The organism is Streptomyces sp. NPDC048258 (assembly GCF_043201995.1).
In the GTDB taxonomy this organism is placed as follows: domain Bacteria; phylum Actinomycetota; class Actinomycetes; order Streptomycetales; family Streptomycetaceae; genus Streptomyces.
Window position 1 is genome coordinate 241,724 of record NZ_JBICZH010000007.1, and the last position, 13,038, is coordinate 254,761.

Annotated in this window: 10 protein-coding genes, 1 tRNA gene and 1 pseudogene; 4 read left to right on the forward strand and 8 right to left on the reverse strand. The window is 70.0% G+C overall.

Annotated features, from left to right (window positions below; all coding sequences use genetic code 11):
* Positions 1-14: 14 nt before the first annotated feature.
* The 4 genes and pseudogenes from ACGFYQ_RS18765 (at position 15) to ACGFYQ_RS18780 (ending at position 5,665) form a co-directional block, all read left to right on the forward strand.
* Entirely contained in the window at positions 15-1,583 is a 1,569-nt protein-coding gene (locus ACGFYQ_RS18765; protein ID WP_393745137.1) for an alpha/beta hydrolase, read from the forward strand.
* Positions 1,584-1,795: 212 nt separating this feature from the next.
* A tRNA-Thr gene (locus ACGFYQ_RS18770) sits at positions 1,796-1,869 on the forward strand.
* A gap of 368 nt (positions 1,870-2,237) precedes the next feature.
* Positions 2,238-2,494, forward strand: a pseudogene (locus ACGFYQ_RS18775) (copper homeostasis protein CutC); the annotation flags it as partial.
* Positions 2,495-2,668: 174 nt separating this feature from the next.
* The gene (locus ACGFYQ_RS18780) at positions 2,669-5,665 is read left to right on the forward strand and encodes a BTAD domain-containing putative transcriptional regulator (protein ID WP_393745138.1); all 2,997 of its coding nucleotides are present in this window, start codon (positions 2,669-2,671) and stop codon (positions 5,663-5,665) included.
* Between the two features lie 60 nt (positions 5,666-5,725).
* Here ACGFYQ_RS18780 and ACGFYQ_RS18785 read toward each other — a convergent pair whose 3' ends face one another.
* The 8 genes from ACGFYQ_RS18785 to ACGFYQ_RS18820 form a co-directional block, all read right to left on the reverse strand.
* Entirely contained in the window at positions 5,726-5,986 is a 261-nt protein-coding gene (locus ACGFYQ_RS18785; RefSeq protein ID WP_393745140.1) for a hypothetical protein, read from the reverse strand.
* Between the two features lie 97 nt (positions 5,987-6,083).
* Positions 6,084-6,776: a hypothetical protein gene (locus tag ACGFYQ_RS18790; protein WP_393745142.1), complete on the reverse strand. Its 693-nt coding sequence runs from the start codon at positions 6,774-6,776 to the stop codon at positions 6,084-6,086.
* Entirely contained in the window at positions 6,773-7,501 is a 729-nt protein-coding gene (locus ACGFYQ_RS18795) for a hypothetical protein (protein ID WP_393745144.1), read from the reverse strand. Before ACGFYQ_RS18795 ends, ACGFYQ_RS18790 begins: the two co-directional genes overlap by 4 nt.
* Positions 7,498-8,148: an ATP-binding cassette domain-containing protein gene (locus ACGFYQ_RS18800; RefSeq protein WP_393745146.1), complete on the reverse strand. Its 651-nt coding sequence runs from the start codon at positions 8,146-8,148 to the stop codon at positions 7,498-7,500. Before ACGFYQ_RS18800 ends, ACGFYQ_RS18795 begins: the two co-directional genes overlap by 4 nt.
* Positions 8,145-9,014, reverse strand: coding sequence for a phytanoyl-CoA dioxygenase family protein (locus tag ACGFYQ_RS18805; RefSeq protein WP_393745148.1), 870 nt, complete (start codon positions 9,012-9,014; stop codon positions 8,145-8,147). Before ACGFYQ_RS18805 ends, ACGFYQ_RS18800 begins: the two co-directional genes overlap by 4 nt.
* Positions 9,015-9,029: 15 nt before the next feature.
* Complete coding sequence (locus ACGFYQ_RS18810) at positions 9,030-10,262, reverse strand: hypothetical protein (protein WP_393745150.1); 1,233 nt, start codon at positions 10,260-10,262, stop codon at positions 9,030-9,032.
* Complete coding sequence (locus ACGFYQ_RS18815; RefSeq protein ID WP_393745152.1) at positions 10,259-11,338, reverse strand: Gfo/Idh/MocA family oxidoreductase; 1,080 nt, start codon at positions 11,336-11,338, stop codon at positions 10,259-10,261. The genes ACGFYQ_RS18810 and ACGFYQ_RS18815 overlap by 4 nt, the downstream gene beginning before the upstream one ends.
* Before the next feature lie 7 nt (positions 11,339-11,345).
* A complete protein-coding gene (locus ACGFYQ_RS18820; protein WP_393745154.1) occupies positions 11,346-12,692 on the reverse strand; it encodes a phenylacetate--CoA ligase family protein in 1,347 nt (448 codons plus the stop codon).
* Between the last annotated feature and the right edge of the window lie 346 nt (positions 12,693-13,038).

The window sequence follows — 13,038 nt, forward strand, 5'->3', positions numbered from 1 at the left end:
CGTAGGCTCCGAGGATGGACACCAGTCGCCTGCTGCGTACCACCGGGACCGTGATCGCAGCCGCCGGGCTGCTGCTCTCCGGATGCACGTCGGGCGGGTCGGGGGGACCCCGGGCCGCCGCGTCCTCCGAAGGGGGATCCGCCGCGCCGTCCGCCCAGCCGTCCCCCGATCCGGCGGCGCTGCGCCCGTACTACGAGCAGAAGCTGACCTGGCGCGACTGCGGTGTACCCGGGTTCCAGTGCTCCACCATGAAGGCCCCGCTCGACTACGCGAACGCCGGCTCCGGCCAGGACGTCGACATCGCGGTGGCCCGTCGGCCCGCCACCGGCCCGGGCAAGCGGCTCGGATCCCTGGTGGTCAACCCGGGCGGCCCGGGCGGCTCCGGCATCGGGTACCTGCAGTCGTACGCGGGCATCGGCTACCCCGCGCCCGTCCGCGCCCGGTACGACATGGTCTCCTTCGACCCGCGCGGGGTGGACCGCAGCAGCCCCGTCGAGTGCCTGACCGGCCCGGAGATGGACAAGTACACGCAGGTGGACCAGACGCCGGACGACGCGGCCGAGCGGGCCCTGCTGGTGGCCTCCTTCAAGGAGTTCGCCGCCGGCTGCCAGGCGCGTTCGCAGAAGGTCCTGCCGCACGTCTCGACGGTCGACGCCGCCCGGGACATGGACCTGCTCCGCGCGGTGCTCGGCGACGAGAAGCTGGCCTACGTCGGGGCTTCGTACGGCACCTTCCTCGGGGCGACGTACGCGGAGCTCTTCCCGTCCCGGGTCGGCCGGCTGGTCCTGGACGGGGCCATGGACCCCAGCCGCCCGGCGGTGGACCTGAACCGGGACCAGACCGAGGGCTTCGAGACGGCCTTCACCGCCTTCGCCAAGGACTGCGCGAAGCAGCCCGGCTGCCCGCTCGGCAAGGGCGGCCCGGACGCGGTGGCGGCGCGCCTGAAGGAGTTCTTCCGCAAGGTCGACGCCCAGCCCGTGCCGACCGGGGAGGCGGACCGTCCGCTGGGCGAGACCCTCGCGACCACCGGGGTGATCGCGGCGCTGTACGACGAGAGCGCCTGGCCGCAGCTGCGCGAGGCGCTCACGGAGGCGATGAACGGCGACGGGGCCGGCCTGCTGAGCCTGGCCGACAGCTACTACGAGCGCGAGCCGGACGGCAAGTACGCGAACCTGATGTTCGCGAACGCCGCCGTCAACTGCCTGGACCAGCCCCCGGCCTTCACCGGCCCGGACGCGGTCCAGGCCGCCCTGCCGTCCTTCGAGAAGGCCTCCCCGGTCTTCGGCGCCGGCCTGGCCTGGGCCTCGCTGAACTGCGCGTACTGGCCGGTGAAGGCCACGGGCACGGCGAAGCCGCTGACCGCGAAGGGCGCCGCGCCGATCCTGGTGGTGGGCACCACGCGAGACCCGGCGACCCCGTACAAGTGGGCCCAGGCCCTGGCGGGCCAGCTCGACTCGGGCACGCTGCTCACGTACGACGGCGACGGCCACACGGCGTACGGGCGCGGCAGCGACTGCATCGACACCTCGATCAACCAGTACCTGCTGGAGGGCAAGGTCCCGGCGGACGGCAAGAAGTGCTGACCCGGCGGTCTCGAACGATCACGGCGCGGGCCCTTCGGGGGCGAAGCGGCGTGCACGGAGTCGGATGCGCCTGACCTGCCGTATCCGCCCCGGTATGTGACCCATTTCCGACCCCGGGCAACCCGGTTCGGGGCACCCGTCCACACCCTGTAGACTTGGCGCCGCTGCTGATGAGCACGCCTCTCCGGGGGAATACTTGTCTGACCAGCGGTGCCGCCTTAGCTCAGTTGGCCAGAGCAACGCACTCGTAATGCGTAGGTCTCGGGTTCGAATCCCGAAGGCGGCTCTACGAAACCCCAGGACTCACTCGCCGTGACCTGGGGTTTTGTGCTTTTCAAGATTAATTCGCAGCGACGGGGCACCTCTTTTGAAGCGCCATGATCGCCACCGGTGGACAACCGGTGGACAGGCGGACAGTGAGCGTGCAGAGCGGTGGACAAGCGGATGGCTGAAGGCGTCCGACGCCAGGATGCTGCCAGGGTCTCATCCGCGGTGAAGACACCGCCGGTCCTCCGGAAGGCTTTTTTGGGGGTTCCCATAAGCCGGAGGCTGACGTGCAAGTGGTGGACCGTGCGCGGCGGCTGAGGAATCGACCGTGGAGGTGGCGCTCGTGCCGGCGGCAGAGCTCGGGACTCCGGTCAAGACCACTAGGAAGACACGTACCTGACGGCGGGGTCGGCGCAGGGGTCGAGGTGGGCCTGCCGGTGCTGCTGGCCGAGGCGGCGCGGCGGGAGGAGCCGGCGTACACCGGGCAGATCCTGGTCGGCGGCGGGCTCGCGCTGGAGCACCTGCCGGCGCTGCGGGGTGCGGGGATCGACGGCTTCCACATCGGCGGCGCGGCCAGGCCCTCCGGGTGGGACCGCCCGGTTTCGCCGGCAGCTGTCGCGGAATGGCGTGCGGCCCTGTCCTGACCCCGGCAGGGGATGCCCTGTCCTGACACCCCGGCCGGGGATGTCGGCCCGAAACGGTCTTGCACGCCTCTCCGGTCGACGGGCATTTCTTGCTCTGGCGCGGAATCGCGGGACATGATCGCGGTGCGTTGTTCAGGTCGTTCCTTCGGACGACCGCCGTGAGGAGGGGGAAGCGTGACCGTGGGGGAGGGCGTGGAATTCAGTGTGCTCGGAGCCGTGTCGATTCGCGTGAACGGGGCGGACGTGCCGGCCGGGCCACGCCAGCAGCAGGCCATGCTCGCTGTGCTGGCGTTGCGGGCGGGATTCGCGGTGCCCCTGCACGAGTTGGTCGGAGCCGTGTGGGGGGAGCGGCCCCCGGAGTCCGCGGTGACGATCCTGCGTACCTACGCGTGGCGGCTGCGCCAGCGCCTCGGCTCCGACCTGGTGGTCTCCGCCGGTGACGGATACCGGCTGGCGGTGCCGGCGTCCGCGGTGGACGCGCACCGCGCCGAACAGCTGGCGGCCGCCGCCCAGGCTGACGGTGCCGAGCGGCTGGAAGAGCGTGCGGGGCTGCTGGACGAAGCAGTGGAGTTGTGGCGGGGGGAGCCTTTGGCGGGGATTCCGGGGCCGTTCGCCGACAGTGAGCGCTTTCGGCTCAGGGAACTCCATTTGATGCTCCAGGAAAGACGGTTCGGGCTGCATCTGCTGATGGGCCGCCATGAGAGTGTGATTCCGAATCTGACCGCCTTCACCTGGGAGCATCCGCTCCGGGAGCGGCCTCACGGATATCTGATGCGCGCGCTGTACGCGTCCGGGCGGCAGGCCGACGCGCTCGCGGTGTTCACCAGGGCCCAGCAGGTGCTGAGTGAGGAGCTGGGGCTGGACCCCGGCCCCGAGCTGCGCGATCTGCACGAGCGGATCCTGGCCAATGATCCGGACCTGGATGCCCCGCCCTGTGCGCACGATGTGGCCGAGCCGTCGCCGCGGCAGATCACGCCTCCCCCCGTGCGCGTACTGCAACGGCCAGCCCAGCTTCCTCCGGATGCGGGCGATTTCAGCGGCCGGACCGGGCTGGTGGCCGAACTGTGCGCGGGCTTGACGCGACCCGGCCGCGACGCACTGGCGGTGGCGGCCGTCAGCGGTATGGGCGGGATAGGCAAGACCACATTGGCTCTGCACGTCGCGCACCTGGTCAAGGAGCACTTTCCCGAGGGGCAGCTCCATGCCGATCTACGGGGCACGGGAGTGGACGCGGCCGAGCCGGGCGCGGTGCTGGGGAGCTTCCTGGCGGCGCTGGGGGTTCCGGGGCAGGAGATCCCGCGCGATCCGGAGGACCGGGGTCGCCTGTTCCGGACCGTGCTGGACGACCGCAAGGTGCTGTTGCTGCTCGATGACGCGCGGGACGTGGCGCAGGTCATGCAGCTGCTTCCGGGCTCGGCCGGCTGCGCGGTGATCGTCACGAGCCGCCCCCACCTCGCCGGGCTCTCCGCGTTCGCGCATGTCCCGCTGGAGGTCTTCAGTCCGGACGAGGCGCTGGCCCTGCTCCGGCGGATCACCGGTGAGGAGCAGGTCCGTCGGGAGGCCGAGGCGGCCAGGGAGCTGGTGGCCGCGTGCGGTCATCTTCCGCTGGCGGTGCGCATCGTGGCCGCTCGGCTGGCGGCCCGGCCCGGCTGGTCGGTGGCGGACCTGTTGGCCAGGCTGGCCGATGAGCGGCGTCGGCTGAGCGAGCTGCGGGCCGGCGACATGACCGTCACGGCCGCCTTCGAGTTCGGCTATGGCCAGCTCACCGAGCTGCAGGCCTCGGTATTCCGGTCACTCGCGTCCTTCGCCCGGTCGAGCATCTCCCTGGAGGGAGCGGCGGCTGCCCTGGGGATGGCCGAGGAGGAGACGGAGCGCGTGCTGGAGTCGCTGGTGGACGCCGCGCTGGTGGAGTCCCCGCTGCCGGGCCGCTACCGCTACCACGACCTGGTGCGGGTTTTCGCCCTGCAGGTACGCCCGGCTGACGCGGAGGAGACGGCTGTCATGGTGCGGCGTCTGCTCGGCCATCTGCTGGGGGCGGCCTCCTCGGCCTTCCAGCAGATGGCCCCGGGCGATCCGGTGCACACCACCTTGATGCCAGGCGCCCCGGAGGGTCCGCGCTTCACGGACGTGGCGGAGGCCCGCGCCTGGATGGCGGCCGAGTTCGACGGGGTGGTCCACACGCTCCGGCTCGCCGCGGCCGACCGGACCGGCTCGGGATCCGACGTGTTGAACACGGCGGCCGATCTCCTGATCGCCTACAGCGCGTTCGGCCGGGACGTCCCGTACGCACGGCTGGCCGCGACCGCGCGGGCGGTGGCCGACGCGGCCGAGGCCGCAGGGGACGACCGGGCCGCGGGACGCGCCTTGTTCGTGTGCGGCAACGAGGCGCTCCAGGCGACACGGCTGGCGCAGGCGGGTGCCCTGGCCGGGCGGGCCGTCGAGGCCTCACACCGCGCCGGGGACACGGTCATCCTGTACCAGCACTTCAACGATCTCGGTGTCATCGCCAAGTTCGAGCACCGCTACGAGGACGCGGTCGGTCACTTCGACCGGGCCGTTGAACTGGCACGCGCGGCAGGTCACCGGTCCGGGGCACTGACGAGCATGCTGAACGCAGCTCTGGTGCGGGTCCGGGGCGGGTACGCCGAGGAGGCGGTACGCGCCTGTGACGAGGCGCTGGTGTCGTTGCGCGAACTGGCCGGTGAACGCGACACCGCGCACGCGTTGTGCGTGCGCGGACAGGCCCTGCACGCGCTGGGACGGTATGAGGACGCGCTGGCCTCCTACCGGCAGTGTCTGAGCGTGTGCGCGAGGGCGCGGCTTCCCGGGCACGAGGCGCGGGCACGGTTTCGCAGTGCGGAGACGCTGTTGGCCACCGGGCGGCCGACGGAGGCACTCGCTGAGGCACAGCGGTCGGTGGAACTGCTGGAGCAGACCGCCGAGCGCAGTCGCGACCACGGCTACGCCCTGCTGGCCCTCGCCCGGACCGAGTCCGATCTCGACCTGCGGGCGCAGTCCCACACCCACGCCCACCTGGCGTTCGAGATCTTCGCCCAGGCCGGCCTGCCCGAGACGAGCCAGGCCCAGCGGCTCATGACGGGCACGGGCGCACCCGGTTCGGGATTCCCGGTGCCCGAAGACGGCCCGGGTCGGGACGCCATGGGCGGATAGCGGATAGCCCCGGGGCAGTCGGCGGGGCGTGGTCCGGCCGACCGCTTCGGAGCCCTCGCCCTACGCCAGCGGCTTCGGCCCGCTCCCCGCCTGGGTGCTCCAGTCCAGCGGGTCGGATGCCAAGACGGGACGGCGGTCGGCCTGGGTGCTCCAGTCGGTCGGCAGCTGGTCGTCCTCCACCCCCGCCCGGTCGTACGCCGTCGCCCCGTGCCGGCCCGGTCCCTCGTGCGCTGAGACCGATGGGACGGCGGACGCGATCGCGACCACGAGAGCGGCGGTGACGGCGGCGCGGCAAAGACGCGGGAGTGAGATGCGGCTCATGAGGGGTTCCTCTCTACGTGCCCGGGACGGGCCGGCTGATGCCTTCATCCTGCTCCGCGGTCATCTACATCCCATCTACGGAACGTCTGCGTGGCGGTCAGCGGGCGAAGGAGCGATGCCGGCGCGGCCGACTTCCCCAGCGCAGGAGAGCGGCGGCGGCGACCAGGACCACCCCCAGCTTCAGCCATTCCAGGAGGAAGTCGCCACGCAACGAGAAGCCTCCGGGGAAGAGCAGCAGCGCCCCGGTGGCCTCGTTGCCGAAGAACGGGCCGGGGCCGAAGCCGAGGACCCAGGTCACCGAGGCCAGGAAGTTGTTGACGGCCTTCTCGTGGCGGAAGCCGAAACAGTATCCGAGGGCTGTCCCCAGGAGCAGGAAGACGGAGAGCATCAGGGTCGCCGTGATCAGATGGCGTCGGCGGTCCGGCACCGGTACCACCAGGAGGACGGTCAGGAACAGGGCGAACGGGGCCAGGGACTCCGCCAGCCCGACCAGGACCCGGGCGGCCATGACGCGTGCGGGGCGCAGGATGTACTCGTCGGCCACGCCCGCGAACAGCTCCACTTCCCAGGTGCCCACGGCCGCGGACAGCGCGGTCAGGGGGATGAAGTAGCCGTACTGCAGAGCAAGGGCGTCAAGGTCCGGACCGCGGCCGCTCGCGCCGGTGAAGATCGCGAACAGAAGCAGGATGTTCCCCAGGCTCAGTGGGACCAGGCGCGCGGCGAACTGCCAGCCACCCTCCTGCCGGGCCCGGTTGAGCAGGATGAGCCGGGTGAGGGTCCAGGTTTTCACAGAGCGGCCCGGCCATCGGTGAGGGCGCGTTCGATGCGGCGGCCCACGGAGTTGCGGAAGATCAGCCACAGGGCGACCGTCCACGCGATCGCGACCATCAGGAACGTCAGCACAGTGGTCAACCCCCGTGTCTCCCCAGCGAACCGCAGAACCCAGCCGCACGGCAGGATCAGCGCCGCCGTGTCCGCACCGGGGAAGGGCGCCACCGACAGCCCGATGACCAGAAGGACCATGCGGAACCAGGGAACCGCGGCCGCGGGCCGGGTGAACTGGCAGAGCGTCAGGGTGGACTGGTAGCAGATGGCTGCGAGGCAGACGTAGACCATCGCGATGAGCACGGCGGTACGCGGGGCGATCAGCGAGGGGAACTTCACCGCCGCACCGATGTACGGCACCACGATCGCCGGGGAGGTCACGACCGCACAGGCGGCCGCCCTGACGGCGAGGAGCCGGAACAGGGAGAGCCGCCCGAGGAGAACGCTCTCCATCGTTCCGTAGCGGAACTCGTTCTGCACGCTCGACATGGCCGAGAGGAGCACGATGGTCACGCAGGTCAGCAAGGCCGCGCGGGTGGCCAGGACCAGCGCGTGGCCGGCGTCCGTCGCCTGGCCGTGCAGGGCAACGGTGAGCATCAGGGTCTGCAGGGTGATGCCGATCAGGAACGACGAGGTCGCCTTGCGGTCGATCCACTGCACTCGGACGAGGAAGAGCGAGAACCCGATCACGTCACCCGCCCCCTGTCGAGTACGAGGGTGCGCGTGGCGACCCGGGCCAGGAAGTCCTCGTCGTGGCTGACGACCACCTTCGTCTTCCCCGGCGTCTCGGCCAGGAGCGCCTCCAGCAGCCGCAGGCCGTCGCCGTCCAGCCCGTTGGTCGGCTCGTCGATGATCCACAGCTGTGACGGCTCCAGCAGGAGCCGGGCCAGGTGCAGCCGTTGGCGCATGCCGAGCGAGAACGTCGCGTAGGTCGTGTCGGCGCTGTCGGACAGGCCGACGCGGGCCAGCAGGTGCCGCGCCTCCTGGGCCGAGTGCATCCGGCCCTTCATGCCCGAGAAGAAGCGGATGTTCTCCACCGCGGTCAGCCGCGGGTAGAACCCCTGAGGGGCGCCCGCCGAATAGCCGACGCCGGCCCGGTAGCGGGCGGGCGCCGGCCCGAGGCGGCGGCCCCGGTGCAGCAGGTGGCCGGAGGTCGGACGGAGCACCGTTGCGAGGATTTTGAGCAGGGTGCTCTTGCCCGAGCCGTTGCGCCCGACTACGGCCAGCGTTTCCCCCTCGTAGAGGCAGCCTTGTACGCCGCGCAGGACCGGGTCGCGGTGGCGTCCGGCGTGCGGATAGGCGTACCAGAGGTCCGACATCTCCAGCAGGGGGGTCATGCCAGTCCCTGCATTTCCAGCCACGTGCTGCGCTTGCGCAGCGAGAGCGGCACGTGGTCGGCGTACAGGCCGGCCTCCGCGTCGGGCTCCCCGGCCCGGGGCAGGTAGAGCGGGACGTCGCGCTCCGGCGGCTTCACACACTGGTTCTGTTCCCGGTAGGCACGCATGATGATCCTCCGTTCGCGGGGGAGCTGCTCCGCCCAGGCGGGGTCCGAGACGACGCGGTCGCTTGCGGTCACCCAGGACGGGCCGTACTCCAGGAACAGGTTCTGCCGGGTGGTCGTGCTGCTGTTGACGTCGACCCGGTGCCACAGTCCTCCCCACATCAGGGTCATCGCGCCGGGCCGTACGATCAGGCGCTTCTCCTCGGGGTGCGGGTTATGGGTGTGGTACTGGGGCAGGTGGTCCCGGCGGTGGCTGCCCGGGATGTAGACGAGGTTGCCCATGCCGGCCTCCGGCAGCGGAGTGAGCCAGTAGCCGATCTTGACGCGCAGCGGGACCCGGTCCCCGAAGACCTGGAACGGCAGCATGCGCGGACCGTCGAAGTGCCAGTCGTTACGGGTCACTTGTCCCGTCTCGCGCTTGAAGTACTCGCTCCTGAGCAGTTTCAGCATGTCGCCGTAGACATCGTGCATGTAACCGATGTGAGCCGGGTGATCGATGAGACCGGCGAATCGGGGGTCGCCGGCGACGATATTGCCCTCGTGGCTCTTGGCCTGGTCGTCGATGGCGGCGCGAAGAGCCTCGACGGCGGCGCTCGGCAGTGCGTCGTCGATGACGAGAATGCCGTCGCGCGCGAAAGCCTGCCAGCTCTCCGAGGTGAATCCGGCGGGGGCGACGGCGAGCCCGTTCGTGTTCCGTTCCATGGTCATCCTTGGGTCTCAGTCCAGTGCGATGGGCCGGATGCCGGGGAACGGCGTCGTCCCCGATTCCAGGTAGTCCGCTGTCTCGAAGAGTCCGATCGCCGTCATCGGCAGGCGTGCTCCCGCCTCCGCCGCGAACACGCAGGGGAGTACCTTCTTGCGCTCCGCCACCCCCGGTTCGCCGCTGGCGCGGATGTGTTTGTGCGTGTGGACGAGGATCGGCATGAACCCGCCGCCCAGGAATGAGCCCTGCTGCAGCACGGCCCCACCGACGCAGTCGACGACGCAGCCCTTGCCCAGAACGGCGTCGCGCCCCATGTAGAAGTACGAGGGGTGGGCGGCCGTGCCGTGCTCGACGTGGAAGACACCAGCGCTCAAGCCGATGATCGAGCGCCCGGAGATGCGCAGCACGGACCGGTAGAACGAGACGAGGGCTGGGCGCACCCGGGCGTCGGGCAGCTTGAATTCGGGGCAGAGCAGGGTGATGCGCAGCAGTTCGGCCAGCGTAAGGGCCTGACCGTCCACCGAGGCCAGTTCCTGGTCCCAGGACACCAGGTAGTCCGAAGGCCGGATGGTGGCCGCGGCCGCGTCCCTCGCGATCAACTGCTCGGCTTCGGCGCAGAGGTACGCGGGGACGATGCCGTGCTGCTCGGGGAGTTGCAGCACCCTGGTGGCGATGAGGTGCCGGCTCTCCCTGACCTTGAGGTGGCAGGCCTGGTCCAGCAGCGCGAGCCGCTGCTCGGCCGTCTCGGGGATCGGGAAGAGGTGGTCGATGCCGTCGGTACGGGTGGTGGCCTTGGCCCGCAGCGACCGCATCGGCAGCGGCGCGTGCGCGGCGGCCGCTTCCTCGAAGTCGCGGCGGAAGTCGCCGAGCCCCAGGGGGAGCAGGCGTTCGGCGGCCATGGCGCGATAGTCGTACGGCAGCGCGGTGGAGGTGGACAACGCGACACGGGCGAGCAGAGCCCGGTGCCGGCCGGTGTCGAGGGCCTCGGACGCCACCTCCAGGGAGAGGTACGCCTCGGTGGTGCCCGGTGCGTGGATCCAGCTCTCCCCGAAAGGGGCCTCGAAGCAGCATGCGCGGGTGAAGACCTCATCCGCGGCGGGATCGCTCCGCAGTTCGTCCACCACTCGTCTGCGGACCGCGTCCCGGCTCTCCTCGCTCGCGGCGACCTCGGCGAAGATGTCCGGGGTCAGCCGGAGCAGGGTGGACAGATCGTCCAGGGTCGTGTCGTCCAGGATGGCGTCGATCACGCCGTCACCTCATCCAGGTTTCGGAGGGTCTGTGTGGGGAGTTGCGAGGCGCGGGGCGCGACGCGCCTGGCCAGCGCGGCCATGTACCGGTGTTCCGGGAGGTAGATGCGAGCCGTTCCCCCCTTGGCGCCGGTCAGAGCCTCCAACTGCGCCAGCAGCGCGTGCTTGAGCTGGTTCCCCAGCACGTCCGTGGTGCGCTTCTCGCCCGTCCTGCTGACCGTGCGGACGACATGGACGTTCTTGTAGTCGGCCACTGCCGCGTGGTACGGCTCGAACACCAGGCTTGCCTGGGCCCCCGACGCAAGCTCCACATGGGCGAACCGATATCTGAGGTCGGCTCCGTAGGGAATGTGGCCTCGCGCGATGTGGCGCCGGGACCGGGCGTTGGTGAGGGCGTGTCCGGCGAGTTCCGGGAATCCGACCAGCCCGTTCATGGATGCGTACAGGTTGACCTGGGGGAAACCCCGTCCGGTGGTGCGGACCCGAATTTCCTGGGTGACCTGCGAGGGTGCACTCTGCAGAAAGGACCGGTACGCGGCGGGGTCGAGGGTTTCGCGCAGGACTGCCAGCATGTGGAACCACTCGTAGCCGACTTCTCCGTAGTGCCGGTCCACGAAACGGCCGGCATCCACGTCCGCCTGCCGGTTCTTGGTGAATTCGATCGTGACTTCGCGGATCGGGTCGGTCGCGCTCATGGCCCGTACTTTCGCCGCGAAGAGCCGGACGGCGGAGCTGTGGCCGTACACGTTGTTGACCAGGATGCGCGTCCCGGGGTTTTCCCGGATTTCCCTGGCGAGATCAGGGATCGCCGCAGGGAGGGCAGCCGGTTTCTCCAGCAGGACGCGGGCGTTCGGCGAGGCCCGGACGATCCGGCGCAGTACGTGGAGATGCGTTTCGGTCGGCGTGGACACGATCCAGGCATCGATGTCCGACGCCAGACTCCGGGGGATCTCCACCACGTCCCCGAAGTCCGAGGTTCCGCGCGGGTCCACCGTCACCGTCGTGTGGCCCGCCCTGCGCAGGTAGTCCGCGTAGTGGGATCCGATGCTGCCGACGCCAATGACTGCAATTCTCATGTGTACCTCACCAGTTGGAGGCTCCGGAGGCGACGGCGTCGCTGAGCGCGTGCTGGGTTGCGAGCAGCCGGAAATGCGGGGCCTTGCCGCTCGCGGTGGCCAGCTCGCCCAACTCCACCGGGCGCACGGTGAGCTCCTTGAGGCTCATCGCGCCGGCCAGCTGCGCGTGCAGCCGCTCGGTCATCCGGAGGGCGTGCTCGGGCGCCAGCGGCACGATGAGGACCTCCAGCCTCCCCGCTTCCTCCTGGCGTACCTGCCAGCGGTGCAGCGGCTCGTTCTCCAGGATCAGGCGCAGCGGCTTGATGTTGACCAGCTGTCCCTCGGCGTCGGCGATCAGGGCGCGCTTGCGTCCGTCGATGCGTGTCAGCCGCACGTGCGGCCGGCCGCAGGGGCAGGGCTCGCGCAGCAGCTCTCCGCCGTCCCCGGGCCGGTAGTTCAGCAGCGACATCGCCGTGTTCGTCAGGGAGCTCAGCAGGATCTGCCCGTCCTCGCCGACCGAGACCGCCACGCGTTCCTCGTCGATGTGGTACGTCCCGGGACTCTGCGGACACTCCCAGCCCACCCGGCCGAACTCCTGGAGTCCGTACAGGTCGTAGTGCGGGCAGCCGAAGGCATGGAAGATGGTTTCCCGTGCATTCGCGTCGAGACTGTCGCCGTGTGTGAGGACGGCCTTCAGCTGAGGTATGCGCAGGATGCCCTCACGCCCGCGCAGGGCCGCGAGCAGCACTTCCAGCGGCTGGCCCCAGAGAATGTCGGGCTTGAAGTCGGCGCACAGCCGCTCGACGTAGTCGGCGTCCCGGGCGGTGAGGGTCGACACGTTGATCTGCAAGACCTTCGCCCCGCCGAAGTAGGGCAGCGTCTCGAACTCGATCGGGGCGTGCCGCAGATCGGCGGTGGCACGGATGACCCGCAGGCCGGGCTGGAGCCCGTACGCTTCCAGCATCCGCAGATTGGAGGCCGTCGCTTCGGTGAGCTTGGTCTCGTCGTGGGTGATCCACACGGGTTCTCCGGTCGTGCCGGACGTGTGGACGATGAGTTCGTCCCAGTCCTTGACCAGCCCGGTGGTGATGGCCTCGGGCGTGTGGCGAAGGATGCTCTTGTCCAGCACGGGGAGTGAGGCGAGAACGTCCTCCGCGTTCTCGTGCGTCACAGCCCGGTCCTTCAGGTGCGGTCCGAAGTGCTCAGTGTGCGCGGCGCGTTCGAGGGACTCCACGAGCCTGGTGCGCCGGATCCGTTCCAGTGCGCCGCCGTCGTACTGAGTGGGCAGGTAGATCTCCTGGAAGAGCCGCCATCCCTCGCCGACTGCCGCCGAGGTACGCAAGCTGGCGTTGTGCCACCAGTCGTGGCCGGTCATTGTGCCTCCGTCGTTGCGGATGTCGATTGGGGTGGTGCGGAGGGGGAGCGGGCGGGTGCAGATGCCGCGTGGGCATCTGCACCCGCCTATCCCGCGGTCAGATTCAGCTGACGCCCTCGAAGAGAGTGATCTTCATCGTGTTCCCCTCCTTTTCTCTGTCGGTGCGCCGTGGACCGTTCGCACGGTCGGAATTAGGAGACGCCCTCGAAGAGAGTGATCTTCATGGTGTTCCACCTCCCTTCTTCTGGAGTCGGCCGAGAGGGGTTGGCCCTCTCGATCCCAAGGCCGGGATCAGGAGACGCCCTCGAAAAGAGTGATCTTCATCTGGCCCACCTCCCTTTTCTCT